Consider the following 26,066-nt stretch of genomic DNA (forward strand, 5'->3'; position numbering starts at 1 on the left):
GATCCCGCTCCACCAGCGATTTTAGGGCCGCGAAAGCGGACAGGTCCCGCCCTTCAGGACGAGGGGTGAGCCTACTGCGCACCACTGACAATCGGCTGCCGAGCCTGAAGAACAGGACGCGGCGCGTGATGCGAGCCTCGCAGGGGACGTGCATCACAGCAGGTGGGAGCGCTACTCCTCTTCGCTGGTATCGCTCGCCACCAGGCCCTGCTCGGCGCGCGCCGCGTCGGCGAGGAAGCTGAGCGATCCCTCTTCGGGGACGTACCAGTGCTCGGGACCTTGCGCCGCGACGTCCTTACCTGACGCCATGCGGCGCATGCGCCTTACCAGACCGCTGGGCGAGTACCACTGCATGTCGGCCTGCCACTGCAGCTGCTTCGAAGCTGAATTCCGCCACACGGCCAGGCCTCGGGCTGGGTCATCGGCCAGCCACTCCGTCATCTCTCGACGCTGTGGCCTGCTGCTCGGGCGGAACTCCAGCACGGTGCCGTTGGGTATGCGGTCGGCGGTCACCAGTGTCTTGACGGCATCCACCTGCCGGCCCGTAGGCTCGTCACTGTCCGCGACCTGGTATTCCGAGTCGAGCGGCGGGGCGGGGTGGCCGGCCAGCATGCCCCGTACGGCCGTGCGTGCGACCCTCTGCATGCGCTCGGTGTTCCGTACGGCCGCGATCACGTGACTGGTGGGCCCGTACTCCTTGTCGATGGCCTGCAGGGCCCAGCCGAGAGCGTCCTCGGCGAGGGCGGGAACACGAGCGAGCTGCACGTCCCAGTCGGTGTCCGGGTACTGGATGGCGCTGGTGTCGAGCTGTCGGTACACGACATGAGTGATCAGAAGGTCGCCGTAACTTGCCGCTGCCTCAGCTCGTCCGCGCAGCCCTTCCCTCAGTTCGGTGAGCCGGTCGCGGACCGCACGCACCAGTTGGACGGAGCGCCACACCTTGTGCGCATCGGGTGAGGGGCCGAAAAGCTCACCGTAGGTGTCATCGCCCCAGAGCGCGGAGAGGTCGCGCTTGGCCAGTGCTGCGAACTCCGCATTGGGGTGAGCGGCCGCAAGTGCCTCGGCTGCCTCGGTGATCGAGCAGCCGTGCTCGCGGTCGGGTTTCGGCTCGCCACGCTTGATGACGTAGCTGCGGTGCAGTATGAGCGCGAAGTCCTCGCGCAGCTTGATCTGGCCCGGGTCGAGGGACTTGAAGTCGCGGTCCTCGATGGGGTTCTGCGTGTTCGTACTCGTGGTGACCTGGTCGCCGAAGCCGGGTGGGCAATTCTCCAGGGAGATCAGGCGCACTAATACCCGGCCTTTGGCAGTCTTCTCGGCGTCGGCGGTGTAAGCCTTGTGGATCGCGCTCACGGTCTGGGCCCCGTTGACTACGCTGACGCCCTTGAGGTTGAAGTCACCCACGCCGCCGGGGACCACCGAGGGCCCGGCGGGCTTGACGCTGTCGCAGAGCATCGTGATGCCGTTGCTGAAGTACCAGAAGTGCTCGGGGTGTTCGAGCAGGGTGTTCCGGATCTTGACATTGACGTCGGTGAGGTCCAGCGCGTCGCGGATGTTCCTGGCGAACAGTCCCCGGCGGTGCTCAGTGAACAGGGCGGCGACCTCCGGTATGGACATCGTCCCGTACATGGCCTGGTACGGCATCGACTCGTATCCGAAGCCTTCGAGGCGCACACGGGTGTCGATCTTCGGCGCCGCGGCGTTGCCGAGGATCTGGCGGTGGAAGTCACGCAGATCGAGAATCTTGTAGTCGACCATGTCCACGACCCGGTTGTGCTTATCGATGCCGTCCTGGAGGAGCTGGAGCACTTCGGAGTTGAGCGGCTCGGTGCGCATCAGTGCGAGCACGAGGGTGATCTTCGGTGTTCCGCCCTCGGTGTCGAAGGCCTGCTCAAGCTGCGGTACATGCCGCTGGAAGCGGCGATTGAACCGGTTGAAGTCGAGGTGCAGGATCAGATCCAGCCCGCGCAGCATCTTGTGGACTTCGTCCTCGCCGAACTTGGCTCTGCCCTGGTGGTTCCACTTGGCCTGGACGAGGGTGATCCGAGGCTGTGGGGACCGTAACTCGATAGCGATGGCGTCGAGTCCGCGGTCGTCTTGCCCGTCGAAGACGGCCTGGGCGGCAATCGCATCGCTGCACGGGTGCTCGATCTGGGTGGCGAGGGCGGCGAGGCTGCGGCTGAGGAGGTCATCCTCCTGGTGCTTCTCTGTGGGCCACTTCTTGTCCGTCAGGTCGATCAGATCCGTGAAGCGCTCTTCGAGCACCTTGCGGACGTATCGGACCTGCACCACGCTCATGCCATCGCTCCCCGTCAAGAGTGTCAGGCGGATCACTCTATCGAGGGACCGTTGAACGGTGCGGTGGGTTGCTGATCTTCCTCGGTTTTGAAGTGCAAGGCGTGTACCGTCGAGGTCCTCACCGAGGTGATCGCCCGCGACAAAGCGGCGACCTTCACCGATTTCCTCGACCGGATCGGCGCGCCCATCCCGACGGCTCGGGCAGCATCACATCCGTGGTGGAACCTACTGGCGGATGTCTTGTAGGGGTCTCACAGTGATCTCCGCTCGTGTCTCCAGCCGGTCGATGCATCGCTAGCAGCCCAGCGGCAGTCTCACTGCCGGGCCAGCGAGAGCCCCCACTGGTGGACAGATGCCTTTGGGCAGTGCATCACGGGGTGGCATAGGCCAACTTATAGCAAGTGCTCTGATCAGGCAGAACGTCACCGGGCGGCATGATGAGGCGCCAGGCAACACGATCGCTCATGGTCCCGTATGCGTAGGTCTCGCTGCCTGGCTGTACTGACTCCCCTCACACCAGCGACGGCCCCAAGAACGCCGGATCGGTCCTGAAGTGCACCACACAGGGCGGCGCGCTTCGGGGATATCCCGGGGACTTTTCGGGGACTTTCAAGCCTGTCCCAGGGACATCCCGGGGACTTTCCGCCGCGTAAGCAGGGAAGGCCCTGACAGCGCCGAAAGACCCGAACGCGCTGGTCAGGGCCTGTTCCCCTAGCACTCGATGATGTTCACCGCCAGCCCGCCCCGCGCCGTCTCCTTGTACTTCACGCTCATGTCCGCGCCGGTGTCCTTCATCGTCTTGATGACCTTGTCCAGGGACACCTTGTGCGAGCCGTCGCCGCGCATCGCCATGCGGGCCGCGGTGACGGCCTTGACCGCGGCCATGCCGTTGCGTTCGATGCAGGGGATCTGGACCAGGCCGCCGACCGGGTCGCAGGTCAGGCCGAGGTTGTGTTCCATGCCGATCTCGGCGGCGTTCTCGACCTGTTCGGGGGAGCCGCCCAGGACCTCGGCGAGGGCGCCCGCGGCCATCGAGCAGGCGGAGCCGACCTCGCCCTGGCAGCCGACTTCGGCGCCGGAGATGGAGGCGTTCTCCTTGAAGAGCATGCCGATGGCCCCCGCGGCCAGCAGGAAGCGGACGACTCCGTCCTCGTCGGCGCCCGGCACGAAGTTGATGTAGTAGTGCAGGACCGCGGGGATGATGCCGGCCGCGCCGTTCGTGGGGGCGGTGACCACACGGCCGCCCGCCGCGTTCTCCTCGTTCACGGCCATCGCGTACAGCGTGATCCACTCCATGGAGCGGGCCAAGGGGTCGCCCTCGGCCCGGAGCTGGCGGGCGGAGACCGCGGCGCGGCGGCGCACCTTCAGACCGCCGGGCAGGATGCCCTCACGGGACATGCCGCGCGCCACGCACGCCTGCATCACCCGCCAGATCTCCAGCAGCCCGGCGCGGACCTCGTCCTCGGTGCGCCAGGCGCGCTCGTTCTCCAGCATCAGCGCGGAGATGGACAGGCCTGTTTCCCGCGTCAGGCGCAGCAGCTCGTCGCCCGTGCGGAAGGGGTACTTCAGGGAGGTGTCGTCGAGCTTGATGCGGTCCGCGCCCACGGCCTCCTCGTCGACGACGAAGCCGCCGCCCACCGAGTAGTAGGTCTTCGACAGCAGTTCGGCGCCCGACGCGTCGTACGCCCACAGCGTCATGCCGTTCGCGTGGTAGGGGAGCGTCTTGCGGCGGTGCAGCTTCAGGTCCGCGTCGGCGTCGAAGTCGATCTCCTGGGCGCCCATCAGGTTGATCCGCCGGGACTGCCTGATCGTTTCCACCCGCTCGTCGGCCGTCTCCACGTCCACCGTGCGCGGTGAGGCGCCCTCCAGTCCGAGCAGCACCGCCTTGGGGGTGCCGTGTCCGTGGCCGGTGGCGCCGAGCGAGCCGTACAGCTCCGCGCGGACCCTCGTGGTGGAGGCGAGGAGGTCCTCGTTCCGCAGACGCCGGGCGAACATGCGAGCGGCCCGCATCGGGCCGACCGTGTGCGAGCTCGACGGGCCGATGCCGATCGAGAACAGGTCGAAGACCGAGATGGCCACGGGGGACTCCTCAACTACGGGGGGTGGTGCGGGGTGGTACAGGGGTGGTGTGGGGGCACCGCGCTCACCTCCGAGTGTGCGCGGTGCCCTGAGCGGTGAGCTACTTGTTCAGGCCGGGGTACAGCGGGTGCTTGTCGGCCAGGGCCTTCACCCGGGTCTTCAGCGCCTCCGCGTCGTACGACGGTTTCAGCGCCTCCGCGATGACGTCCGCGACCTCGGCGAAGTCCTCGGCCGTGAAGCCGCGGGTGGCCAGCGCCGGGGTGCCGATCCTGAGGCCCGACGTCACCATCGGCGGGCGCGGGTCGTTCGGGATCGCGTTGCGGTTGACCGTGATGCCGACCCCGTGGAGGCGGTCCTCGGCCTGCTGCCCGTCGAGCTCGGAGTTCCGCAGGTCGACGAGGACCAGGTGGACGTCGGTGCCGCCCGAGAGGACGTCCACGCCGACCGCCCTGACGTCGTCCCGCACCAGGCGCTCGGCGAGGACGCGGGCGCCCTCCAGGGTGCGGCGCTGCCGCTCCTTGAAGGCCTCGGAGGCGGCGACCTTGAAGGAGACCGCCTTGGCCGCGATCACGTGCTCCAGCGGACCGCCCTGCTGACCGGGGAACACCGCGGAGTTGATCTTCTTGGCGAGTTCGGCGGTGGAGAGGATCACGCCACCGCGCGGGCCGCCCAGCGTCTTGTGGGTCGTGGTCGTCACGACGTGTGCGTGCGGGACCGGGTTCGGGTGCAGCCCGGCCGCGACCAGGCCCGCGAAGTGCGCCATGTCCACCATGAGATAAGCGCCGACCTCGTCCGCGATCCGGCGGAACGCGGCGAAGTCCAGCTGCCTCGGGTACGCCGACCAGCCGGCCACGATCAGTTTCGGCCGTGACTCCTTGGCCAGTTTCTCGACCTCGGTCATGTCGACCAGGCCGTCCTCGCCCACGTGGTAGGCGACGACGTCGTAGAGCTTGCCGGAGAAGTTGATCTTCATGCCGTGGGTCAGGTGCCCGCCGTGCGCGAGGTTCAGACCCATGATCGTGTCGCCGGGCTTGAGCAGCGCGAACATCGCGGCCGCGTTGGCCTGGGCGCCCGAGTGCGGCTGGACGTTGGCGTGCTCGGCGCCGAACAGCTCCTTGACGCGGTCGATGGCGATCTGCTCGACCACGTCGACATGCTCGCAGCCGCCGTAGTAGCGGCGGCCCGGGTAGCCCTCGGCGTACTTGTTGGTCAGCACCGAGCCCTGGGCCTCCATGACGGCGGCCGGAGCGAAGTTCTCCGAGGCGATCATCTCCAGGGTGGACTGCTGGCGGTGGAGCTCGGCGTCGACGGCGGCGGCGACGTCCGGGTCCAGCTCGTGCAGGGGAGCGTTCAGAAGTGACGTGTCAGCCATGCGGTACGACTCCTCAGCCGGCGGAGAAGGCGGTGTACTCGTCGGCGGAGAGCAGGTCGTCGGGCTCCTCGGTGACGCGTACCTTGAACAGCCAGCCGCCCTCGAACGGGGCGGAGTTGACCAGCGACGGGTCGTTGACCACGTCCTCGTTGGTCTCGGTGACCTCACCGCCGACCGGGGCGTACAGGTCGCTCACGGACTTGGTCGACTCCAGCTCCCCACAGGTCTCGCCCGCGGTGACGGTGGAGCCCACGTCCGGGAGCTGGACGAAGACGACGTCTCCGAGCGCGTTGGCCGCGTGCTCCGTGATGCCGACCGTCGCGACGCCGTCCTCGGCGGCCGACAGCCACTCGTGCTCCTTGCTGTAGCGCAGCTGCTGGGGGTTGCTCATGGCCTGAATTCTCCTGTACGCGAGGAAGTGGTGATGAATGGGTGGGTACTGGAAACACGCGTGAACAGCGGAAATGTGCGCGCGGCCGCGCCCGGGGCGCGCTACCGCGCCCGGCCTCACTTCTGCCGCTTGTAGAACGGCAACGCCACGACCTCGTACGGCTCGTGGGTGCCCCGGACGTCCACGCCGACACCGGGCGTGCCGGGCGCGGCGTGCGCGGCGTCGACGTACGCCATCGCGATCGGCTTGCCGAGGGTGGGGGAGGGCGCCCCGGAGGTGACCTCGCCGATCACCTCGCCGCCCGCGACCACGGCGTACCCGGCGCGCGGGACGCGACGGCCCTCGGCGACCAGCCCGACGAGGATGCGCGGCGGGTTGCTCTCGGCCTTGGCGGCGGCCTCGGTGAGCGCCTCGCGCCCCACGAAGTCGCCGTCCTTCCCGAACTTCACGACCCTTCCGAGGCCCGCGTCGAAGGGGGTGAGCGAGGTCGACAGCTCGTGCCCGTACAGGGGCATGCCCGCCTCCAGGCGCAGCGTGTCCCGGCAGGACAGCCCGCACGGGACCAGGCCGGCGCCCTCGCCCGCCTTGGTCAGCGCCTGCCACAGCTCGACGGCGTGCTCGGGCCTCACGAAGAGCTCGAAGCCGTCCTCGCCGGTGTAGCCGGTGCGGGCGATCAGGGCGGGCACGCCCGCGACGGTGCCGGGCAGCCCGGCGTAGTACTTCAGGCCGTCGAGGTCGGCGTCGGTGAGCGAGGCGAGGATCCCCGGCGACTCGGGGCCCTGGACGGCGATGAGGGCGTAGGCGTCCCGGTCGTCGCGCACGACGGCGTCGAATCCGGCGGACCGCTCCACCAGCGCGTCGAGGACCACCTGGGCGTTGGAGGCGTTGGCGACGACCAGGTAGTGAGAAGAACCGGCCTCCGTCTCGGCGAGCCGGTAGACGATCAGGTCGTCGAGGATGCCGCCGTCCTCGCGGCAGATCATGGTGTAGCGGGCGCGGCCGGCCCGGATGCCGCCGATGTCGCCGACCAGCGCGTGGTCCAGCAGCGCCGCGGCCTGCGGGCCGGTCACGGTGATCTCACCCATGTGCGAGAGGTCGAAGAGGCCCGCCCTGGTGCGGACGGCGTTGTGCTCGTCGCGCTCGGAGCCGTACCGCAGGGGCATGTCCCAGCCGGCGAAGTCGGTCATCGTCGCGCCGAGCGAGCGATGGAGGGCGTCGATCGCGGTACGGCGGAGAGGGCTGCTGCTCATCGGTTCTGCTCCCAGGGCATGAAGGGCGAGGGCGAGGGCGATCCTCCCCATCTGTCATCGGAACCTGAGAGGTTCGCCATGACCACGGATGACCCGGATGATCATGGCTTGCACCTTGGGTGGGACCCACCCCCGACTCCAGGGGCGGCCCGCTTTCCAGATGTGCCTCGCCCGCGCGGTTTACGGGGCCTGAGAGATTCAAGGGAGGGACTTGCTCCTTCGGCGTCCCAGAAGTACGTGTACGTGCCGTACTCGACTGGGAACTCTCCCGCGCGGATTCAAGCGGCCTGTATGCAGTTGGCGCGCACATCATCGCACGCCTCGCTCCGGCACGGCAGGGGCCCTCCCGTCACAGGGGACGCACGGGGATCGACCAAGGTCCACAGCCCGCTGTAGCAGGGCTGTGGCAGTACGGGGACGGAAAAGCGAGACCCTGGGATTACCTTCTCTTTACACTCGAGGGGGATGGGACTCCATACCCATGGGGAGGACGATCACGGTGAACAGGACCACGGTGTACGCGACGACCTACGGCATCGCGCTGCCCGGGCGGCCGACGGCCCCGGCCGGGGAGGCGTGCGGCCCGTTCCCGACGGCGGTCGTCCGCGACCTGAGGGAGCGCTCGGGCCGCAGCCCGCACGGACTCACGTTCGGCACGAGCGACCTCGTCGTGGTCACCGGACTCCCCGGCAGCGGCAAGTCGACCCTCATGCGGCGGGCGGTGCGCGGTCCGCGCGTCGACTCCCAGGACACCCGTGACCGCTGGGACGCCCGGCTGGCCCGTTTCCTGCCGTACGCGCTCTACCGGCCCTTCGTGCGGATCGCCCACTACGCCGGGCTGCGCCGCGCGCTGCGCACCGGCGCCGGTGTCGTCGTGCACGACTGCGGGACGCAGGCCTGGGTGCGCGGCTGGCTCGCCCGCGAGGCCCGCCGCCGGGACGGCACGCTGCATCTGCTGCTCCTCGACGTCACCCCTGACGAGGCCCGCGACGGCCAGCGTGAGCGGGGGCGCGGAGTGTCGAGTTACGCCTTCGCCCGGCATCGGGCGGTGACGGCGCGGCTGCTGAGGGGGGTCGAGAAGGGGCGGCTGCCGGAGGGGTGCGGGGGCGCGGTGCTGCTTGACCGGGCGGCGGCGGGGGTGTTGCGGCGGATTGATTTCGCGGGGTGAGGCGGCGTGTTGTCCGGGGCTTCGCCCCGGATCCCCATGGTGGCAGCCCCTTGATGCCGTATGGGATCTGCGGGGCATCTGTGGCTTGTCGCGCAGTTCCCCGTGCCCCTGACGGGGCGCGGGCCCCGATTCGCCCATTAGGGTTCAGCCACAGCAGCGGTTCGGAGAGCAAGCGGTAGGCAGCAGAAGATGGATTACGCGGCGGACTTCCCGGCACAGGCGCACCCCCATCCGCACGGCGGATGGCCCGGCAACGAGCTGGAGGAGGTGCTCTCGGCCGCCCTCGGCAGGCCGAGCGCGGGCGGCCGCATCGTGGAGGTGCTCGGCCGCAGCTTCCTGTGGGTGCCCCTGCCCGAGGGCGGCGGCCCGAACAGTGGCCCGCTCGACCTGCCGACGTTGCAGATCGACGGGCAGGCGTACGTGCCGGTCTTCAGCTCCGAGGAGCAGTTCCGCCAGGTCGTCGGCAGCCACATGTCGTACACGATCGCGCCCGCCGTCGAGTTCGCGCGGGGGCTGCCGCCGCACATCGGTATCGCGGTGAACCCGGACGGTGTGATCGGCGTACCGCTGCCGCCGGCCGCCGTGGCCGAGCTGTGCCGGGCCGGGCGGACCCCGCTGGACGGGGCGGCGAGCGGTGCCCGGGTGCGGCTGTTCGAGCCGGACTGGCAGGACGACCCCGTGGACTTCCTCGCCGCGGCCTCGGCCGAGTTCGCCGGGACCGGCGCCGTGCTCAGCGCCCGCCGCTGCCTGGCCGCCATCGAGACCTCCGACCCGGTGATGTTCATCGGCGTCGAACTGGCCTCCTGGGAGGCCGACCGCGCTCTCCCCCTGGACGCCCTGAGCCGGGCCCTGACCGCGGCCCCGGTGGGGTACGCCGTGAACATGGTCTTCCTTGACGTCGCCCAGGACCCGGTCGGCGACTGGATGCGCGAAAAGGTCCGGCCCTTCTACCAGCAGGGCTACTAGGGGCGTCCCGCAGGGGCACGTCCCGCAAGGGCGCGCCCCGTCAGGGCGCGGGGAACTGCGCGACAAGCCACAACGAACCCGCAGTCCGCAGATCACACCGCCCCCCGAGCTGTCACCGGCTATCCCAGTCCAGCGCCTAAGCTGGTTTCATATTCCGCGGGTCCAACTGAAGGGGCGGTAAAGGTGAGCGCCAGCGGCACCGCCGCGACCGGCCAGGTCGAGCACATGCTGCGCCAGGTGACGCCCGGGCGTTACGACGCCTACGAGGCGTTGCTGCGCGCGCTCGCGACCCCGTCCTCCGGCCAGGTCTGGATGCTGCTGTGGCACGGCCAGGCCGGCTCCCCGGACGCCCAGTACGGGAACATGGAGGTGGAGGGCTACGGCTACGCCCCCTGCGTCACCTCCGCCCAGGAGCTCTCGGCCAGCGGCTGGAACCGCAGTTACGAAGTGGTCGACGGCCTCGACGTGGCCCGCACCCTCTACCCCGACCACTACGGACTGTGGCTGAACCCGCACGCGCCCGGCGGAGGCGTCGGCATCCCCTGGCTGGACCTGCGCCGGATCGCCACCGGTCTGGAGCGCCAGCCCTCGGGCCCGCTGCGGCTGTCCGAACCGGGCATCGAGATCCCGCAGTTCTACGCCCTGCTCACGCAGAACGCCCATCGCACGGCGGCCGTCCGCTCGCTGCGCCGTGCCTGGGTGCAGCCCGCGCTCGGCGCGCCGTACCTGGCCATCGGACTCGATGTGTACGACACCTCGCCTCCGGCCGTGGACTCGGTACGGGCGATGATGCAGCAGTCCATCGGTGCGGTCCCGGACGGGCTGCCCGTCTCGACCGTCGCGATGTCCGACGAGTACGACCCGGTGGCGATGTGGCTGCGTGCCAACGCCCGCCCCTTCTACGACCGCGAGGCCCACGCGGCCCCCGCCCAGGCTCCCGCGGCGGGCGGGTACGGATACCCGGGCGGGTACTGAGGCCCCGCTCTCCTCACCTGGGGTCCCCCTCCGGCCCTCAACCACCCTTCACAGCACGCCCACAGACGGTCGCAAAACTTTCGTAGGACATGTCCGCATCTACGCGGGTAAATGTAAGCCGCAGCCCCTTGCGCCCCAACTGCCCCGTGTCCGAATCACGTTGCGTGACGTCCGCATAACGGAACTCCCAGGACAGCATCACGGTTAGGCATCCATTCGCCGCCAAGTCTGGCAACAGATCCGTGAACCGTTGAAGACTCCCGCACCAGGGGCTCTTCACCCCTGTGTACGGCAGGGGGCTTCCACCCCTGCCCACGACGGACGATGAGGCCGCTACCGCGGCAAGTGCGGGCCGGTCACCGCCGGTTGAGAGGGGTCCCTGCCAGATGACGGCGCCATTGCACGACACGACCGCGGAAGCGGCCCCGACTGCCCCTGCCGATCCGGCGGAGACAGGCGCCGAGAAGGTCGAGGGCAGGTCCCTCAAGCAGATCGCCTGGAACCGCCTCAAGCAGGACAAGGTCGCACTCGCCGGCGGCGCCTTCGTGCTCTTCCTGACCCTGGTCGCCGTGTTCGCCCCGCTGATCGTCGGTCTCCTCGGCCACCCGCCGAACGAGTTCCACCAGGACAAGCTGGACCCGCTGACCAACCTGCCGCAGGGCGCCTGGGGCGGCGTGAGCGGCGACTACCTCTTCGGCGTCGAGCCCAACAAGGGCCGCGACGTGTTCAGCCGCATCGTCTACGGCGCCCGGATCTCCCTGCTCGTGGCGTTCCTCGCCGCCGTGGTCGCCGTGGCGCTCGGCACCCTGTTCGGCATCGTCGCGGGCTACTTCGGCGGCTGGATCGACGCGCTGATCAGCCGCACCATGGACGTGCTGCTCTCCTTCCCGCAGCTGCTCTTCATCATCTCCCTCGTCTCGGTGCTCCCGGACGACCTGCTGGGCCTGACCGGTTCGGGTGTGCGCATCGGCGTACTCGTCCTGGTCATCGGCTTCTTCGGCTGGCCGTACGTGGGCCGTATCGTGCGCGGCCAGACCCTGAGCCTGCGCGAGCGCGAGTACGTCGAGGCCGCGCGCAGCCTCGGCGGCGGCCGACGGCACATCCTCTTCCGGGAGCTGCTGCCCAACCTCGTCGCCCCGATCCTCGTCTACGCGACGCTGATGATCCCCACCAACATCCTCACGGAGGCGGCGCTCAGCTTCCTCGGCGCGGGTGTGCGGCCGCCGACGGCGTCCTGGGGCGGCATGCTGCGCGACGCGCTGGAGACCTACGAGCACGATCCGATGTTCATGGTCTTCCCCGGCGCGACGATCTTCGTCACCGTCCTCGCGTTCAACCTCTTCGGAGACGGTCTGCGCGACGCGCTGGACCCCAAGGGCACCCGCTAGCACCCCCACACGACTTGCCCCTGCCGCACCGTCAGGTGGCTGACCCCATGGTTCTCCGGCTCAGGACCGGGACCGCGAATCTCGGAGGTTACGAGAAAATGTCCACAGCTTCCCCGAAGCGACGGCTTGCTGCCGGTGCGGCCCTCGTAGTCGCGGCGCTGGTGACCACCACGGCGTGCGGCGGCGGTGACAGCGACAACGGCAAGGACGAGGGCGCGGGTTACAACGCGGCGCTCAACAAGGTCGTCAACGCGTCCACCAAGAAGGGCGGGACGCTGAAGTTCATAGGCAAGCAGGACTTCGACTCCCTCGACCCGCAGCGCACCTACTACGGCATGACCTGGGACTTCATGCGGTTCTTCACCCGCACCCTGGTCACGTACGACACCAAGCCGGGCGCGGCCTCCAACAAGCTGGTCGGCGACCTCGCCACCGGCCCCGGCGAGGTCTCCGCCGACGGCAAGACCTACACGTACAAGCTGCGTGACGGTCTGACCTGGGAGGACGGCTCGAAGCTGACCTCCAAGGACGTCAAGTACGGCATCGAGCGCATCTGGGCGACCGACGTCATCACCGGTGGTCCCGCGTACATCAAGCAGACCCTGGACCCCAAGGGCGAGTACAAGGGCCCCTACAAGGACAAGTCCAAGGACAAGCTCGGTCTGAAGGCCATCGAGACGCCCGACGACAACACCATCGTCTTCAAGCTGCCCAAGCCCAACGGTGACTTCGAGCAGTTCCTGGCCATGCCCACCGGCGCCCCGGTGAAGCAGAGCGAGGACACCGGCGCCAAGTACACCAACAAGCCGTTCTCCTCTGGCCCGTACAAGGTCCAGTCGTACAAGGCGGGCAAGGGTCTGACCCTGGTACGCAACACCAACTGGAAGAAGGCGTCGGACCCGCTCCGTCCGGCTCTCCCGGAAAAGATCACCGTGACGATCTCCGCCAACCTGGAGGAGAACGACAAGCGGCTGATGGAAGGCGACTACGACCTCGACGTCAACGGCACCGGCATGACCCAGTCGGGCCGCGTCACCGCCGTCCAGGACCACAAGGCCGACATCGACAACATCCAGACGTCGTTCGTCCGCTACGTGGCCCTCGTCCAGACGGCCAAGCCGTTCGACAACGTCGACTGCCGCAAGGCCGTCTTCTACGCCACGGACTTCGCCGGTCTGCAGCAGGTGCGCGGTGGCGCGGTCGCCGGTGGTGAGATCGCCAACTCGGTCTTCCCGAAGTCGATCCCCGGCTACACCGACTACGACCCGTACGGCGTCCTCGCCCGCAAGGGCAAGCCGGACCTGGCGAAGGCCAAGGAGTCGCTGAAGGCGTGCGGCAAGCCGAGCGGCTTCTCCACCAAGATCACCGCCCGGACCAACCAGCCGTCCGAGGTCGACGCCGCCGAGGCCCTGCAGGAGCAGCTCGGCAAGGTCGGCATCAAGCTGGAGGTCGACCCGATCGACGGCGCCCAGTCCTCCAGCATCACCGGCTCGCCGAAGGTCGTGAAGGAGCGCGGCTACGGCCTGACGATGAGCGGCTGGGGCCCGGACTTCCCGACCGGCCAGGGCTACGCGCAGCCGCTGTACGACAGCCGCTTCATCTTCCCGAACGGCAACTACAACGAGTCGCAGATCAAGGACCCGGAGATCGACAAGATGTTCGACGACGCGATCGCGTCGACGGACCCGGCCAAGGCCAAGACGATCTACGAGAACATGAACAAGCGCCTGCTCGACAACGCCGACTGGATGCCCTTCATCTACGAGAAGAACATCTCCTGGCGCAGCCCGCGTCTGACGAACGTCTACTCGTCCGCCGCGTACAACGGCCGCTACGACTACGTCTCGCTGGGCGTCACGAAGTAACCGCCGAGCGACCGTAGTCGATCGCCCCTCCCTTGCCGCCGAATCCCGCCAGTCCGAAGGGCAGGTGATGGCCCCGGGCGGCGGCCGGGACTCTTCCTGAAGGATCTCCGTGAGGAATCCTCCTGAGGGGTCCCGGCCGCCGCCGGGCCGCGCACAGTGCTTGCTTATCTCATCCGGCGCCTGATCGCCGTTGTCATCATGGTGCTGGTCGTACTGCTCGCGACCTTCACCGTCTTCTACATGCTGCCCAAGTGGGCGGGACAGGACATCGCCGTCCTCTTCGCCGGCAAGGCCACCGGAGCCGAGCAGGTCGAGGGCATCCGCACCAAGCTGGGCCTCGACGATCCGCTGCTCATGCAGTTCTGGGACTTCGTCAAGGGCATCCCCATGGGACGCGACTTCGCCAACGGCAATGACGTGACCCACTGCCCGGCCCCCTGCTTCGGCTACTCCTTCGTCACGGAGGAGCCGGTGTGGAACACCCTCAAGGACGCGCTGCCCGTCACCGCCGCGCTCGCCGCCGGCGCGTGCGTGCTGTGGCTGGCCGGGGGCGTCGCCACCGGTGTGGTCTCCGCGCTCAAGCGGGGCACCATCTGGGACCGCGGCGCGATGATCGCCGCGCTCGGCGGTGTCTCGCTGCCGATCTTCTTCACCGGCATGGTCGCGATGGGCATCTTCGTGCACAGCCTGGGCTGGGTGAAGATCGAGGACAACCTCAGTACCGACGACTCCATCGGCGTCTGGTTCGAGACGCTGCTGTTGCCGTGGATCGTGCTCGCCCTGCTGAACGCCGCGATGTACGCCCGCCTCACCCGCGCCACCATGCTGGAGGTGCTCGGCGAGGACTACATCCGCACCGCCCGCGCCAAGGGCCTCGGTGAGCGCGCCGTCATCACCCGGCACGCCCTGCGCTCGGCGATGACGCCGATCCTGACCGTGTTCGGCCTCGACATCGGCGTGCTGCTCGGCGGTGCCGTGCTCACCGAGTCGACGTTCAACCTGCCCGGCCTCGGGCTCGCCGCGGTCCAGGCCATCAGCAGCAAGGACCTCCCGGTGATCCTGGGCGTGACCCTGTTCGCGGCCCTCGCGATCGCCGTCGCCAACCTCGTCGTGGACCTTCTGTACGCCGTCATCGACCCGCGAGTGAGGCTGGGATGACCGACCTGAACAAGACGGGAGCGGCCGTCGGGGAACCGGTCTCGGCCGGTCCCGCCCCCTCCGCCTTCCTCGAGGTACGCGACCTCAAGGTGCACTTCCCGACCGACGACGGCCTGGTCAAGTCCGTCGACGGGCTCAGCTTCTCGCTGGAGAAGGGCAAGACCCTCGGCATCGTGGGCGAGTCCGGCTCCGGCAAGTCGGTCACCTCGCTCGGCATCATGGGCCTGCACACCGCCGGCCAGTACGGCAAGCGCAAGGCGCAGATCTCCGGCGAGATCTGGCTGGACGGCACCGAGCTGCTGTCCGCCGACCCGGACCACGTGCGCAAGCTGCGCGGCCGCGAGATGGCGATGATCTTCCAGGACCCGCTGTCCTCGCTGCACCCGTACTACACGATCGGCCAGCAGATCGTGGAGGCGTACCGGGTCCACCACGACGTGGACAAGAAGACCGCCAAGCGCCGTGCCGTGGAGATGCTCGACCGCGTCGGCATCCCCCAGCCGGACAAGCGGGTCGACAGCTACCCGCACGAGTTCTCCGGCGGTATGCGCCAGCGCGCGATGATCGCGATGTCGCTGGTCAACAACCCCGAACTGCTCATCGCGGACGAGCCGACGACCGCCCTCGACGTGACCGTCCAGGCGCAGATCCTCGACCTCATCCGGGACCTGCAGAAGGAGTTCGGCTCCGCGGTCATCATCATCACCCACGACCTGGGCGTCGTCGCCGAACTCTCCGACGACATCCTGGTGATGTACGGCGGCCGGTGCGTGGAGCGCGGCCCCGCCGAGAAGGTGTTCTACGAGCCCCGCCACCCCTACACCTGGGGCCTGCTGGGCTCGATGCCGCGCCTGGACCGCGACCAGCAGGACCGGCTCATCCCGGTCAAGGGCTCCCCGCCGTCGCTGATCAACATCCCGTCCGGCTGCGCCTTCAACCCGCGCTGCCCGTACGCGGACCTCCCGAAGGACAACGTCACCCGCACGGTCCGGCCCGAGCTGACCGAGGTCGGCAGCCGGCACTGGGCCGCCTGCCACATGACGCAGGAGCAGCGGGAGCGGATCTGGACCGAAGAGATTGCGCCGAAGCTGTGAGCGACAACGCAGAGGACAAAGCAGAGGACAAGGCAGTGGGCATCCCCGCACAGGCCGACGGCGCGGAACCGGGTGCGGGCGCGACTGCGAGTGCGACCGCGGGCGGTACCGAGGGCGGCACCGCGACCCTCACCAAGGACGCCGCTCCGGGCGAGATCCTGCTCAAGGTCACCGGACTCCAGAAGCACTTCCCGATCCGTGAGGGCCTGTTCCGGCGGCAGACCGGCGCCGTCCGCGCGGTCGACGGCATCGACTTCGAGGTGCGCTCCGGCGAAACCCTGGGGGTCGTGGGCGAGTCCGGCTGCGGCAAGTCGACGATGGGCCGGCTGATCACCCGGCTGCTCGAACCGACCGCGGGCACGGTCGAGTTCGAGGGCAAGGACATCACGCACCTCGGCGTCGGCGGCATGCGCCCGCTCCGCCGCGACGTGCAGATGATCTTCCAGGACCCTTACTCGTCGCTGAATCCGCGCCACACCATCGGCACGATCGTCGGCGCCCCCTTCCGCCTCCAGAAGGTCACCCCCGAGGGCGGCGTGAAGAAGGAGGTCCAGCGGCTGCTGTCGGTGGTCGGCCTCAACCCCGAGCACTACAACCGCTATCCGCACGAGTTCTCCGGCGGTCAGCGCCAGCGCATCGGCATCGCCCGCGCCCTCGCGCTCAACCCGAAGCTGGTCGTCGCGGACGAGCCCGTCTCCGCGCTCGACGTGTCGATCCAGGCCCAGGTCGTGAACCTGCTGGACGACCTCCAGCAGGAGCTCGGGCTGACGTACGTGATCATCGCGCACGACCTGTCCGTGGTCCGCCACGTCTCGGACCGCATCGCGGTGATGTACCTCGGCAAGATCGTGGAGCTCGCCGACCGCGACGCGCTCTACAAGGCGCCGATGCACCCGTACACCAAGGCGCTGATGTCGGCGGTGCCGATCCCCGACCCCAAGCGCCGCAGCGCCAAGAGCGAGCGCATCCTGCTCCGCGGCGACGTGCCCTCGCCGATCAGCCCGCCGAGCGGCTGCCGCTTCCACACGCGGTGCTGGAAGGCGACGGAGATCTGCAGGACCACCGAGCCGCCGCTGCTGGAGCTGAAGCCGGGTCAGCGGGTGGCCTGCCACCACCCGGAGAACTTCGAGGACCAGGCGCCGCAGGACACGGTCCTCCTCTCCGCCGCGAAGGACGCGGTGGAGCTGGTGCCGGACGCGGTGCTCGCGGAGTCGGCGGAGACGTCCGAGGCCCTGGCGGCGGAGGTCGCGGAGGTCGCGGAGGACGCGGAGGACGCGGACGATGCGGACGACGGCGTGCAGAAGTCGACGGACAAGTAGAGCCTGATAGAGGGTGTGCACCTTGCAATGCAAGGTGCACACCCTCTGTGCGTAACAATGCTCAGGTGATCCAGCAACTCTTCACCCCTTCGGTCCAGCACTCGCTGGACCTGATAGGCATCTTCGTCTTCGCGATATCCGGCGCCCTGCTGGCCGTCCGCAAGAATTTCGACGTCTTCGGCATCGCCTTCCTCGCCGAGGTCACCGCGCTGGGCGGAGGGGTGTTCCGGGACCTGGTCATCGGGGCCGTGCCGCCCGCCGCGTTCACCGACCTGGGCTACTTCCTCACTCCGCTGCTCGCCGCCCTGCTGGTCTTCTTCCTCCACCCGGAGATGGAGCGCATCCAGAAGGCCGTGAACATCTTCGACGCGGCCGGCCTCGGCCTGTTCTGCGTCTCGGGCACGACGAAGGCGTACGAGTACGGGCTCGGCCTCACCGCCTCGGCGGCCCTCGGGGTCGCGACGGGCGTCGGGGGCGGCGTCCTGCGCGACGTGCTCGCCAACGAGGTGCCGTCGCTGCTGCGCTGGGACCGCGACCTGTACGCGGTGCCCGCGATGGTGGGAGCCGTCCTGGTCGTGCTGTGCATCCGCCACGACGCCCTCACCCCGCTCACCAGCGGGTGCGCTGCTGTCGCCGCCTTCGTCCTGCGCCTGTTCGCGCTCCGTTTCCACTGGCGAGCGCCGCGTGCGTGGAACCGCCGGTCGACGGTGCGAGAGGAGTAGTTCCCCGGGGCTGGACGTGGTGCCGGCCCATCTCCAGCGTCAGCCAGCGGAACGCCGGGACCACCTGTGGCCGCCACAGCGCCATGGTGTGGCCGCCCGCGCTCCTCGGGATGTAGACGACGTGCACGGTCGTCGGCGCCTTCGCGACCTGTTCGAGGGAGACGCCCGCCTCGTAGCCGTCGTGCGGCTGGCCGGAGACGTAGAGGGCGATCCGGGGCGGGACGAAGGCCTTGCGGAGCAGCACGTACGGGTTGTTCGCCGCCCGCAGGGCCGGGCTCTGGGCGGCGAGCGAGTCGCGTTCGCCGATCGGGTCGTTGTAGCCGGACATGCTGACCGCGGCCATGTAGCGGTCCGGGTGGGCCACGGCCAGCTTGGCAGCGCAGTGCGCGCCCGCCGAGATCCCGGCGACCGCCCAGCCCCTGGGGGCGGACTCGGCGCGGAAGTTGTCCATAATCATTTTCGGTACGTCGATGCTGAGCCAGGTGTCGGCGTTGACCGTGCCCGGTATGTTCGCGCAGCCCGTGTCCACCCGGGGCAGCAGGCTGGTGCGCGGCGCGACCAGGATGAACGGCGCGACCTGGCCGTCCCGCATCAGCGGCAGCAACTGCTCGTGCGCGTGCAGCGACCCGAACCACGCCTTCGCCGAACCCGGCCAGCCGGACAGCACCTCCACGACCGGGAACCTGCGGTGGCGGTAGGCGGGCTCGCTGTACTGGGGCGGCAGCCAGACGTAGACGTCGGCGTTCACGCCGGAGACCCGGCCCTTGAGCTCGGTCACGCGGACGCCGCCGGCCGCGTGCATACCCGGTCCGTCGGCGGCGTGGAACGCCTGCCGGACCCTGGGCAGCCGCTTCAGCGCGATGCCGCCGGTGCCGTCGGCACCGAGATCGGCGGCCTGGGCGACGTGGTTGCCCGTGCCGAGGAGGTCGGCCCAGTTCTCGTACAGGTTGTTCTGGTTGTTGACCAGCACGAAGACCAGGGAGACCGCGGTGCCCTGGGCGAACAGCAGCATCAGCACGCGCGCCGCGGCACGCAGCGCCCTGGGTCCGCGGATCCGCGACCACAGGACGAGCGGCAGCGCGATGGCGACGACGGACAGCGCGATCAGCGTGTAGAGGAATGAAGTCCCGGTAAGGCTCATGTCCCTACAGAGGGGAAGACGGACCGCCGAGTTTACGGACGAGTACGGACTTACCGAGAAATTGCACAGCGCTCACCCTGGCAAAAGCTACCGCTTAGTAGGTTGTTGCTGTACCGTTCAACCATGCCTGAAGCAACCGCCGTGCCCGCCGCGATCGGCGACAGCGAGTTCGACCGCGACACCGCCGTGACGCGACGCGGAGAGGGCGTCTATGACATCGACCTCTCCTCCGGGTGGACGATCATCAGCGCCGTCAACGGCGGCTACCTCCTGGCGGTCCTGGGCCGCGCCCTCGCGGACGCCCTGCCGCACGCCGACCCGTTCACGATCTCGGCGCACTACCTGACGGCGTCCGAGCCAGGCCCCGCGGTGATCCGCACGGATGCCGTCCGCACCGGCCGCACCCTCTCCACCGGCCAGGCGTCGCTCTTCCAGTACGACGAGGACGGCCGCGAGGTCGAACGGATCCGTGTGCTCGCCTCCTACGGCGACCTCGACTCCCTGCCCGACGACGTCCGTACGACGGCGACGCCGCCCGCGTTCCCGCCCATGGAGCAGTGCTTCGGCCCGCAGGACGGACCCACCCCGGTCTCCGGCAGCTCGGCCATCACCGAGCGGCTGATGCTCAAGCTCGATCCGTCGACGCTCGGCTGGGCGCTCGGCGCGCCGTCCGGGAAGGGCGAGATGCGGGCCTGGTTCGGCCTCGCGGACGGCCGGGACGCGGACCCCCTGTCGCTGCTGCTCGCGGTCGACGCGCTGCCGCCGACCGCCTTCGAGCTGGGTATCTCCGGGTGGGTCCCGACGGTCGAGCTCACGGTGCACGTACGCTGCCGCCCCGCGCCGGGCCCGCTCCGGATCTCCATCACCACCCGCAACCTCGCCGGCGGCTTCCTGGAGGAGGACGCCGAGGTCTGGGACAGCGCGGACCGCCTGGTCGCCCAGTCACGGCAGCTGGCACGGGTGCGGCTCGGCTGAGAGCCCGCCGGGGGCGGGGCCCGCTGCTGGGTGCCTGTCGGTGCGGGCTGAAATCCTGGGCCGGTGAAGGCCGACCGTCTGCTCTCGATCCTTCTGCTGCTCCAGACCCGCGGGCGCGTCCCGGCGCACGAACTCGCCGAGCGGCTGAAGGTGTCGGTGCGGACCGTCTACCGGGACGTCGAGGCACTCTCGGCGTCCGGCGCACTCGTGTACGCCGAGCGCGGACGGCACGGCGGGATCGAACTGCTCGGCGGGTTCCGCACCGACGTCACGGGTCTGACCGCCGACGAGTCCCGCGCCCTGTTCGTGCTGGCGGCGCAGGGCGCGCACGCGGCACTCGGCCTGGACGAGGCGCTCGGCTCGGCGCTGCGCAAGGTGATGGCCGCGCTGCCGGCACCGCACCGGCCGGCCGCGGAGGTCACCAGCCGCCGCGGCCTCGTCGACGCCTCGCGCTGGAAGGGTGGCCCACGGCAGGCCGTCGACCTGGAGAGGCTGCAGGACGCCGTCTTCGCCGACCGGCGGCTTCGGCTGAGGTACCGGCACAGCGGTGCCACCGAGCCGAGCACGTACACCGTCGACCCGTACGGGCTCGTGTCCAAGGCGGGCGTCTGGTACCTGGTCGCCGACCGGCGCGGCACACCACGGCTGTTCCGCGCGGACCGTGTGCGGTCGGCGACCTTGCTGCGAGACCCGGTGAAACGCCGCCCCGACGTCGAACTCGCCGACGTCTGGGAGGTGCTGAGGCGCCAGGTCGAGGAGCGGCCGGCGGGCGTCGACGTCACGGTGCGGGTGCGGCGCGCGTACGCCGACATGTTCCTGCGGCTCCAGGCCGCCTGGCTGACCGCCCCGCCCAAGGACGACGGCGGGAGCGAGTGGCTCACCGCGCACCTGTCGTACGGGCGGCTCGGCGAGGTGCGCGGGCTCCTCGTGTTCGCCGACCGGCTGGAGGTCCTCTCACCCCCCGAGGTGCGCGCCGAACTGGCCTCGGCGGCCGCCTCTGTCACGGAGCTGTACCAGAGCCGAGTTGCGGGGGAGCGGTGAAGTAGCAGGTCAAGTGGGGTGAGTAGAGGTCGGCTTTGCTGTTCGCACAGGCGGGGCACAGGGCGAACCCACGGGAGCCCTAAGGGGCGTTGGTTGCATGCACGCCTCGACCTCCTCATCGTTCTTGGAGCTGTTTCTCATGAAGCGTGTGCGTCTCCTGCCTGCCGTGGCCCTGCTCGCGGCCGCACCCCTGCTGCTGACGGCGTGCGGCTCCGACGACTCGTCGTCGACCACCTCGAACTCGAACAGCGGCAACTCCTCCCAGCAGAACTGCCAGGCACCGTCGGGCGCACCCTCGGGCGCCCCGTCGGGAGCTCCCTCGGGCGCGCCATCAGGAGCGCCCACGGGCGAGGCGCCGTCGGGTGCTCCCTCGGGCGCGCCGTCCGGGGCGCCGAGCGGGGCTCCCGGAGGTGGCGGACAGGGCGGCGGCCCCGGCGGTGGCGGCTGCGGCGGCCCGGGCGGCGGCGGCCAGCAGGGCCAGAGCCAGGCCCCGAGCCAGTCGGCCACGAAGGAGTCGACGAAGGAGTCGACGAAGGACACGTGACCTGAAGGTCGGTACGTACGCGGCGGCGCACCCGGGAGATGGGGCGCCGCCGCGTACGTGTGTTGTTCAGCAGCGGCGCGGGCGCCTTTTTCTCCCGGGGACGCGCCCCTGAAAGGGGCGCGGGGAACTGCGCGACCAGCCGCAATGAGACCCGCGCCAAGCCACCGGCAGGAACCCGGCAGACGAGCCCTCACCCTAACCAGTGACGGCGCCCGATACTGATCAACCGCATCCGGCGGACGGCCACGTCCGCCACAGCCGCCCGCTCCTCCGCGGACGCGTCCACCGTCTCCAGAAACAGCGACGCCGTCACCAGCATCTGGTCGACATAGAGACCGGCGAGCATCAGCAGATCGTCGTCTCTCCAGCCCTCGGACTCGGGCTGCTTGGCCAGCTCGGCCTTCACCTCCTCGGCGAACCGCGCCAGTTGCGCACTGATCGCCTCCCGTACCGGCTGGACACCGCCATGTCGCTCACGGGCGATAAACCGGACGTGTGCCGGATACGCGTCCACGTGGCGGGCGATCAGATCGACGGCGCGCGCGATGCGTTGGCCGCTGTCGCCGGCCGTGGACACCGTGGTCCCGATCATCGGGTGCAGGCTGCCGAGCGCCTCCTCGACCAGCGCCACGCCGAGGTCCGCCGTCGAGCGGAAGTGCCGGTAGAACGCGGTCGGGGCGAGTCCGACGGCGCGCGTGACCTCGCGCAGGCCCAGGCTGCTCAGGCTCTGCTCCTCCAGCAGCTCCAACGCCGCGTCCAGGAACGCCTGCCGGGTCTTCTGCTTCTGGGCCTGCCGGATGCCGAGGGTGTGACTCATGCCATTCAGTTAACACCTGTTCTCTGTGCTGGGAAAGTCGTACAGCGCGCTAGACTGGCAAGTCAGTAAACACCTGTAACTACAACCGTTCACCGAACCGTAACGAGAGGCAATCACCATGCTGTTCCTCGTCGCCGCCCTCATGCTGCTGGGTGTCGTCATGGGCACCGTGGCCCACGCCCCGCTGCCCGTCTCCCTCATCGCCGCGGCCGTCATCGGCGTCTGGCTCGCCGTCTTCGCCGTCCGTGAGCGTCACGGCCGCCGCCGTCACACCACCACCCACTGACCCTTCGTCCTCCTGTTGGGAGCTGACCGATCATGGAACTCACCGCCGCACCGCAACGCCGCCGCACAGCCACCCGTGACGCCGACGGCATGGCCGTGGCGTCCTTCATCCTGGGCCTCCTGGGGCTCCTCGTCCTCAACGTCTTCCTGGGGCCGGTCGCCATCGTTCTGGCCGCCGCGGCCCTGTGGCGGGGTACGACCCGCCGTGGCCGCGCCTACCTCGGGCTCGGACTCGGGGTCGCCGACCTCCTCGTCCTGGTCGCGCTGATGCAGCTGGACAACACGGTTTCCTGGAGCTTCTAGAGCTTCTGGGAGCTTCTGGTGCCAGCTTCCGGAGCTTCTGGAAGAGCGCAGGCGGGCGGCCGGGGACGGGCCGCACCCGCCGACGTACCGACCGAGCCGACCGAGGGCGCGTTCGCGACACCACGTCGGCCGAGGCCGGTGTACCGGGCCCCCGTAGAATCGGGGCCACCATGGCTTACCTCGACCACGCAGCGACGACTCCGATGCTCCCGGAGGCGGCAGAGGCCCTGACCGCCCAACTCGGCATCACCGGCAACGCCTCCTCGCTGCACGCGGCAGGCCGCAGAGCCCGCCGCACCATCGAGGAAGCCCGCGAGACCCTCGCCGAGGCCCTCGCCGCCCGCCCCAGCGAGGTCGTCTTCACCTCCGGCGGCACCGAGGCCGACAACCTCGCCGTGAAGGGCCTGTACTGGGCACGCCGAGACGCCGACCCCGCCCGTACCCGCGTCCTCGCGAGCCCCGTCGAGCACCACGCGGTGCTGGACGCCGTCCACTGGCTGGGCGAGCACGAGGGCGCCACCATCGAGTACCTGCCCGTGGACGCACACGGCCGCGTCCACCCCGAAGCCCTGCGCGAGGCGATCGCCCGCAACCCCGACAACGTCGCCCTGGCCACCGTCATGTGGGCCAACAACGAGATCGGCACGATCATGCCGGTCCGTGAACTCGCCGACGTGGCAGGTGAGTTCGACGTTCCCCTGCACGCCGACGCCGTCCAGGCCTTCGGTCAGGTCCCCGTGGACTTCGATGCCTCCGGTCTCGCCGCGATGACGGTCTCGGGTCACAAGATCGGTGGCCCGTACGGGATCGGCGCCCTGCTCCTGGGTCGTGAGTACAGCCCTGTACCCGTTCTGCACGGTGGCGGCCAGGAGCGCCACGTCCGCTCCGGCACGCTCGACGTCCCGGCCGTCGCCGCGTTCGCCGTCGCCGGACGCCTCGCCGCCGAGCAGCGTGAGTGGTTCGCGAGCGAGATCGGTGCCCTGCGCGACGACCTGGTCACCGCGGTCGGTTCGGCCGTCCCGGACGCGATCCTCGGGGGCGATCCGTCCCCCGGGGGCCGCCTGCCGGCCAACGCCCACTTCACGTTCCCGGGCTGCGAGGGGGACTCGCTCCTGCTGCTGCTGGACGCCCAGGGCATCGAGTGCTCCACCGGCTCGGCGTGCACCGCGGGCGTCGCCCAGCCCAGTCACGTGCTCCTCGCCACCGGCACCGACCCCGACCTCGCCCGCGGCACCCTGCGCTTCTCGCTCGGCCACACCTCCACGGAGGCGGACGTCGCCGCGGTCGCCGAGGCGATCGGTCCGGCGGTGGAGCGGGCGCGCAGCGCGGGGCTCACCTGAGGGCTTCCTCAGGCCTTGAGGGCGCGCGGAAACGACCTACGAGACGGGTTCCCTTCGCCGGCATGACCCGGATCAGGTGGCTGGGGGTCGCCTTCCAGTCGTGGAGCTTGCGATCCACGGCCTTCCAGCCTCTCAGCCCGACCGTCGACGTCGGCCCCAGCGGAAGCCGAAACTTCTCGCCAAAGTCGGCTACTCCGGTCGAACTCCCTCACTCGTCCCGTAGGCCTGATATCAGGATAGAACGTCTCTCATGGGATGGAATACCTGAAAACATGATTTTTTGTCGGACTTGCGCGCCCTTGCCGACGTGGGACGATTTGGACAAATGAACGTATAGGTAAACCGGGCAAACAGGGAGCTCGCATGTCTGCGATCAAGGAAAGCGTCGACATCGCCCGCCGCCCCGAGGACGTCTTCTCCTACGTGACCGACCCCTCGCACCTCCCCGAGTGGCAGGAGAGCGCCGTGTCCGTGCGCCCCGTGGGGGATGCCCCGCTCGGCGTGGGCTCGCGCGTCGTGGTGACCCGTCGCATCGGTCGCCGGGAAATGGCGATGACCATGGAGGTCACCGAGATGGATCAGCCGAGGAGCTGGCGTGCCGACGGCGTCGACGGCCCCGTCCGCGCCCACCTCCGGGGCACGATCGAGCCGCTCGCCGATGGTGAACGGTCGCGCCTGACCATGTCCCTCGACTTCGAGTCGCACGGAATGGGCAAGCTGCTGGTCCCGCTCGTCATCCGGCCGCATGTGCGCAAGGAGATGCCGGAGGACGAGCTGACGCTGAAGAGGCTGCTCGAAGGGGGCGCGTGAAGCCGACGGGCTCAGGCTGAAGCCGACGAGCTCAGGCCTGCCGAGCAGGTGCGGCGGCCTGCGTCGCCCCTGAACGCGCCTGCCGTACGAGCCGCATGTACCGGTCCCAGTCCCAGTGCGGACCGGGATCGGTGTGGTCCGTGCCCGGCACCTCCACGTGCCCGATGATGTGCTCGCGGTCGACCGGGATGTCGTACCGCGCGCATATGCGGGCCGTGAGCCGCGCCGACGCCTCGTACATCTCGTCCGTGAAGGAGGACGCCCGCTCCACGAAGCCGGCGTGCTCGATGCCGACGCTCCGTTCGTTGTACTCGCGGTTCCCGGCGTGGTACGCCACGTCCAGCTCGCGGATCATCTGCGTGATGTGGCCGTCCTTGCGCACGATGTAGTGCGCGGCCGCGCCGTGCTCCGGGTCCTGGAAGGCCTTCACCGCGCTGTCGAAGCCGCCCTGGGTGACATGGACGATCACCATGTCTATCCCGTAGTCGTCGGGGCGGTCCGCCCGGCGCCAGTTCTCCTCCGACGCCGACACCCAGCGGGCTCCCGCGAAGTCGACCTCGCCCTCCTTGCGCGGCTTCTCCACGCCAGGAACGCGCCACCACAGATGCCCGAGCTCGTCGCGTGCGAGCACGGCGGTGCCCGCGGCCGCCACCGCCCCGCCGATGAGCAGGGCGCGCCGCCCGATCGGCCGGTCGCCGTCCCGGGAAGCCTTCCCTCCCGGAGACCTTCGTTTCCCCATGTGATCGTCAACGGATACTCGCGCGATCC

The 26,066-nt window shown here is 69.5% G+C and carries 24 protein-coding genes and 1 riboswitch; of the genes, 16 read left to right on the forward strand and 8 right to left on the reverse strand.

The window, feature by feature from the left end; all coding sequences use genetic code 11:
- Nucleotides 1-171: 171 nt before the first annotated feature.
- The 5 genes from AB0959_RS40650 to gcvT all read right to left on the reverse strand — a co-directional run bounded on the left by AB0959_RS40650 (nucleotide 172) and on the right by gcvT (nucleotide 7,387).
- Complete coding sequence (locus AB0959_RS40650) at nucleotides 172-2,295, reverse strand: AIPR family protein (protein ID WP_366831842.1); 2,124 nt, start codon at nucleotides 2,293-2,295, stop codon at nucleotides 172-174.
- Nucleotides 2,296-3,006: 711 nt separating this feature from the next.
- A complete protein-coding gene (locus tag AB0959_RS40655; protein ID WP_366831843.1) occupies nucleotides 3,007-4,374 on the reverse strand; it encodes an L-serine ammonia-lyase in 1,368 nt (455 codons plus the stop codon).
- A gap of 100 nt (nucleotides 4,375-4,474) precedes the next feature.
- Nucleotides 4,475-5,746 (reverse strand): serine hydroxymethyltransferase, encoded by a 1,272-nt coding sequence (gene glyA / locus AB0959_RS40660; protein ID WP_366831844.1) that lies wholly within the window; start codon nucleotides 5,744-5,746, stop codon nucleotides 4,475-4,477.
- Nucleotides 5,747-5,759: 13 nt separating this feature from the next.
- Nucleotides 5,760-6,137, reverse strand: coding sequence for a glycine cleavage system protein GcvH (gene gcvH, locus AB0959_RS40665; protein WP_366831845.1), 378 nt, complete (start codon nucleotides 6,135-6,137; stop codon nucleotides 5,760-5,762).
- A gap of 116 nt (nucleotides 6,138-6,253) precedes the next feature.
- Nucleotides 6,254-7,387: a glycine cleavage system aminomethyltransferase GcvT gene (gene gcvT, locus AB0959_RS40670; protein ID WP_366831846.1), complete on the reverse strand. Its 1,134-nt coding sequence runs from the start codon at nucleotides 7,385-7,387 to the stop codon at nucleotides 6,254-6,256.
- Between the two features lie 166 nt (nucleotides 7,388-7,553).
- A riboswitch (glycine riboswitch) is annotated at nucleotides 7,554-7,668 on the reverse strand.
- 200 nt (nucleotides 7,669-7,868) lie between these two features.
- Between gcvT and AB0959_RS40675 the strand changes: the two genes are divergently transcribed.
- From AB0959_RS40675 to AB0959_RS40715, 9 genes are all read left to right on the forward strand, one after another.
- A complete protein-coding gene (locus AB0959_RS40675) occupies nucleotides 7,869-8,555 on the forward strand; it encodes an AAA family ATPase (RefSeq protein ID WP_366831847.1) in 687 nt (228 codons plus the stop codon).
- 189 nt (nucleotides 8,556-8,744) lie between these two features.
- Entirely contained in the window at nucleotides 8,745-9,521 is a 777-nt protein-coding gene (locus AB0959_RS40680; RefSeq protein WP_366831848.1) for an enhanced serine sensitivity protein SseB, read from the forward strand.
- A gap of 183 nt (nucleotides 9,522-9,704) precedes the next feature.
- Nucleotides 9,705-10,496 (forward strand): enhanced serine sensitivity protein SseB C-terminal domain-containing protein, encoded by a 792-nt coding sequence (locus AB0959_RS40685; protein ID WP_366831849.1) that lies wholly within the window; start codon nucleotides 9,705-9,707, stop codon nucleotides 10,494-10,496.
- 386 nt (nucleotides 10,497-10,882) lie between these two features.
- Nucleotides 10,883-11,884 (forward strand): ABC transporter permease, encoded by a 1,002-nt coding sequence (locus AB0959_RS40690; protein ID WP_366831850.1) that lies wholly within the window; start codon nucleotides 10,883-10,885, stop codon nucleotides 11,882-11,884.
- 98 nt (nucleotides 11,885-11,982) lie between these two features.
- Nucleotides 11,983-13,749 carry an ABC transporter substrate-binding protein gene (locus AB0959_RS40695; RefSeq protein ID WP_366831851.1) on the forward strand — a complete coding sequence of 589 codons (1,767 nt, stop codon included), beginning with the start codon at nucleotides 11,983-11,985 and terminating at the stop codon, nucleotides 13,747-13,749.
- Nucleotides 13,750-13,905: 156 nt separating this feature from the next.
- Nucleotides 13,906-14,907 (forward strand): ABC transporter permease, encoded by a 1,002-nt coding sequence (locus AB0959_RS40700; protein ID WP_366831852.1) that lies wholly within the window; start codon nucleotides 13,906-13,908, stop codon nucleotides 14,905-14,907.
- On the forward strand, nucleotides 14,904-16,001 hold the full coding sequence (locus AB0959_RS40705; RefSeq protein ID WP_366831853.1) for an ABC transporter ATP-binding protein: 1,098 nt from the start codon (nucleotides 14,904-14,906) through the stop codon (nucleotides 15,999-16,001). The genes AB0959_RS40700 and AB0959_RS40705 overlap by 4 nt, the downstream gene beginning before the upstream one ends.
- Nucleotides 15,998-17,320 carry a dipeptide ABC transporter ATP-binding protein gene (locus AB0959_RS40710; RefSeq protein WP_366831854.1) on the forward strand — a complete coding sequence of 441 codons (1,323 nt, stop codon included), beginning with the start codon at nucleotides 15,998-16,000 and terminating at the stop codon, nucleotides 17,318-17,320. Before AB0959_RS40705 ends, AB0959_RS40710 begins: the two co-directional genes overlap by 4 nt.
- A 65-nt stretch (nucleotides 17,321-17,385) precedes the next feature.
- Nucleotides 17,386-18,042 (forward strand): trimeric intracellular cation channel family protein, encoded by a 657-nt coding sequence (locus AB0959_RS40715; RefSeq protein WP_366831855.1) that lies wholly within the window; start codon nucleotides 17,386-17,388, stop codon nucleotides 18,040-18,042.
- Here AB0959_RS40715 and AB0959_RS40720 read toward each other — a convergent pair.
- Nucleotides 17,930-19,183 (reverse strand): alpha/beta hydrolase-fold protein, encoded by a 1,254-nt coding sequence (locus AB0959_RS40720; protein WP_366831856.1) that lies wholly within the window; start codon nucleotides 19,181-19,183, stop codon nucleotides 17,930-17,932. The two genes, AB0959_RS40715 and AB0959_RS40720, sit on opposite strands and share 113 nt — an antisense overlap.
- A 123-nt stretch (nucleotides 19,184-19,306) precedes the next feature.
- Here AB0959_RS40720 and AB0959_RS40725 point away from each other — a divergent pair, with 123 nt between their 5' ends.
- The 3 genes from AB0959_RS40725 to AB0959_RS40735 all read left to right on the forward strand — a co-directional run bounded on the left by AB0959_RS40725 (nucleotide 19,307) and on the right by AB0959_RS40735 (nucleotide 21,743).
- The gene (locus tag AB0959_RS40725) at nucleotides 19,307-20,158 is read left to right on the forward strand and encodes a thioesterase family protein (RefSeq protein ID WP_366831857.1); all 852 of its coding nucleotides are present in this window, start codon (nucleotides 19,307-19,309) and stop codon (nucleotides 20,156-20,158) included.
- Nucleotides 20,159-20,221: 63 nt separating this feature from the next.
- Nucleotides 20,222-21,199 carry a WYL domain-containing protein gene (locus AB0959_RS40730; RefSeq protein ID WP_366831858.1) on the forward strand — a complete coding sequence of 326 codons (978 nt, stop codon included), beginning with the start codon at nucleotides 20,222-20,224 and terminating at the stop codon, nucleotides 21,197-21,199.
- Nucleotides 21,200-21,338: 139 nt separating this feature from the next.
- The gene (locus AB0959_RS40735) at nucleotides 21,339-21,743 is read left to right on the forward strand and encodes a hypothetical protein (RefSeq protein ID WP_366831859.1); all 405 of its coding nucleotides are present in this window, start codon (nucleotides 21,339-21,341) and stop codon (nucleotides 21,741-21,743) included.
- A gap of 190 nt (nucleotides 21,744-21,933) precedes the next feature.
- Here the strand turns inward: AB0959_RS40735 and AB0959_RS40740 are convergent, their stop codons facing one another.
- Entirely contained in the window at nucleotides 21,934-22,560 is a 627-nt protein-coding gene (locus tag AB0959_RS40740; protein WP_366831860.1) for a TetR family transcriptional regulator, read from the reverse strand.
- A gap of 118 nt (nucleotides 22,561-22,678) precedes the next feature.
- Between AB0959_RS40740 and AB0959_RS40745 the strand changes: the two genes are divergently transcribed.
- The 4 genes from AB0959_RS40745 (at nucleotide 22,679) to AB0959_RS40760 (ending at nucleotide 25,298) form a co-directional block, all read left to right on the forward strand.
- A complete protein-coding gene (locus AB0959_RS40745; protein ID WP_366831861.1) occupies nucleotides 22,679-22,846 on the forward strand; it encodes a hypothetical protein in 168 nt (55 codons plus the stop codon).
- Between the two features lie 32 nt (nucleotides 22,847-22,878).
- Entirely contained in the window at nucleotides 22,879-23,148 is a 270-nt protein-coding gene (locus AB0959_RS40750) for a DUF4190 domain-containing protein (RefSeq protein WP_366831863.1), read from the forward strand.
- Nucleotides 23,149-23,318: 170 nt separating this feature from the next.
- The gene (locus AB0959_RS40755) at nucleotides 23,319-24,488 is read left to right on the forward strand and encodes a cysteine desulfurase family protein (protein ID WP_366831864.1); all 1,170 of its coding nucleotides are present in this window, start codon (nucleotides 23,319-23,321) and stop codon (nucleotides 24,486-24,488) included.
- Between the two features lie 363 nt (nucleotides 24,489-24,851).
- A complete protein-coding gene (locus AB0959_RS40760; protein ID WP_366831865.1) occupies nucleotides 24,852-25,298 on the forward strand; it encodes an SRPBCC family protein in 447 nt (148 codons plus the stop codon).
- 31 nt (nucleotides 25,299-25,329) lie between these two features.
- Here the strand turns inward: AB0959_RS40760 and AB0959_RS40765 are convergent, their stop codons facing one another.
- Entirely contained in the window at nucleotides 25,330-26,037 is a 708-nt protein-coding gene (locus tag AB0959_RS40765; RefSeq protein ID WP_366831866.1) for a peptidoglycan recognition family protein, read from the reverse strand.
- Nucleotides 26,038-26,066: the final 29 nt, after the last annotated feature.

The organism is Streptomyces sp. NPDC046862 (assembly GCF_040704615.1).
In the GTDB taxonomy this organism is placed as follows: Bacteria; Actinomycetota; Actinomycetes; order Streptomycetales; family Streptomycetaceae; genus Streptomyces.

Excerpts from the sequence above, each read along its gene's own strand:
- AB0959_RS40765 (WP_366831866.1), bottom strand. The coding sequence starts at position 26,037 with ATGGGGAAACGAAGGTCTCCGGGAGGGAAGGCTTCCCGGGACGGCGAC.
- glyA (WP_366831844.1), bottom strand. The coding sequence starts at position 5,746 with ATGGCTGACACGTCACTTCTGAACGCTCCCCTGCACGAGCTGGACCCG.
- AB0959_RS40705 (WP_366831853.1), top strand. The coding sequence starts at position 14,904 with ATGACCGACCTGAACAAGACGGGAGCGGCCGTCGGGGAACCGGTCTCG.
- AB0959_RS40695 (WP_366831851.1), top strand. The coding sequence starts at position 11,983 with ATGTCCACAGCTTCCCCGAAGCGACGGCTTGCTGCCGGTGCGGCCCTC.
- AB0959_RS40680 (WP_366831848.1), top strand. The coding sequence starts at position 8,745 with ATGGATTACGCGGCGGACTTCCCGGCACAGGCGCACCCCCATCCGCAC.
- gcvH (WP_366831845.1), bottom strand. The coding sequence starts at position 6,137 with ATGAGCAACCCCCAGCAGCTGCGCTACAGCAAGGAGCACGAGTGGCTG.
- AB0959_RS40755 (WP_366831864.1), top strand. The coding sequence starts at position 23,319 with ATGGCTTACCTCGACCACGCAGCGACGACTCCGATGCTCCCGGAGGCG.
- AB0959_RS40720 (WP_366831856.1), bottom strand. The coding sequence starts at position 19,183 with ATGAGCCTTACCGGGACTTCATTCCTCTACACGCTGATCGCGCTGTCC.
- AB0959_RS40760 (WP_366831865.1), top strand. The coding sequence starts at position 24,852 with ATGTCTGCGATCAAGGAAAGCGTCGACATCGCCCGCCGCCCCGAGGAC.
- gcvT (WP_366831846.1), bottom strand. The coding sequence starts at position 7,387 with ATGAGCAGCAGCCCTCTCCGCCGTACCGCGATCGACGCCCTCCATCGC.
- AB0959_RS40675 (WP_366831847.1), top strand. The coding sequence starts at position 7,869 with ATGGGGAGGACGATCACGGTGAACAGGACCACGGTGTACGCGACGACC.
- AB0959_RS40735 (WP_366831859.1), top strand. The coding sequence starts at position 21,339 with ATGAAGCGTGTGCGTCTCCTGCCTGCCGTGGCCCTGCTCGCGGCCGCA.
- AB0959_RS40690 (WP_366831850.1), top strand. The coding sequence starts at position 10,883 with ATGACGGCGCCATTGCACGACACGACCGCGGAAGCGGCCCCGACTGCC.
- AB0959_RS40740 (WP_366831860.1), bottom strand. The coding sequence starts at position 22,560 with ATGAGTCACACCCTCGGCATCCGGCAGGCCCAGAAGCAGAAGACCCGG.
- AB0959_RS40750 (WP_366831863.1), top strand. The coding sequence starts at position 22,879 with ATGGAACTCACCGCCGCACCGCAACGCCGCCGCACAGCCACCCGTGAC.
- AB0959_RS40745 (WP_366831861.1), top strand. The coding sequence starts at position 22,679 with ATGCTGTTCCTCGTCGCCGCCCTCATGCTGCTGGGTGTCGTCATGGGC.
- AB0959_RS40725 (WP_366831857.1), top strand. The coding sequence starts at position 19,307 with ATGCCTGAAGCAACCGCCGTGCCCGCCGCGATCGGCGACAGCGAGTTC.
- AB0959_RS40650 (WP_366831842.1), bottom strand. The coding sequence starts at position 2,295 with ATGAGCGTGGTGCAGGTCCGATACGTCCGCAAGGTGCTCGAAGAGCGC.